The organism is Parendozoicomonas verongulae, from assembly GCF_009711465.1.
GTDB classification, from domain to species: domain Bacteria; phylum Pseudomonadota; class Gammaproteobacteria; order Pseudomonadales; family Endozoicomonadaceae; genus Sansalvadorimonas; species Sansalvadorimonas verongulae.
Genome location: NZ_SMME01000436.1, coordinates 348 through 609, shown reverse-complemented (window position 1 = coordinate 609; position 262 = coordinate 348). Strand labels below are relative to the sequence as shown.

The following is a 262-nucleotide window of genomic DNA, read 5'->3' as shown; positions in this document are numbered from 1 at the left end:
GGGCAGGTAGTGTTCAGCTTCCCCTTGCACAGGGTATCTCGGCTGCCTTGACGGTGAGAGTTAAGCAGATTGACCGAACCAAAGGTGACACCACAATGGCAGGTGGTGTTCTGTTTCCCCTTGCACTGAGTGTCGCTACTGACCCGTCGGTGGGATTGAAGCAGTTTGACCTGAATCAAAGGTGGCGCCGCAGAGGCAGGTGGTGTTCCGTTTTCCTCGGCAAACTAGCTCTTTCTCATCCTGGTTCAATACTTCTACTGTC

At 53.4% G+C, this 262-nt stretch carries 1 protein-coding gene; it reads left to right on the top strand.

Going from position 1 to position 262, the window contains the following annotated elements; translation table 11 throughout:
- Nucleotides 1-262, top strand: a 262-nt coding sequence (locus tag E1189_RS24520) for a hypothetical protein (protein WP_230459898.1), incomplete at both ends; no start/stop codon positions are given.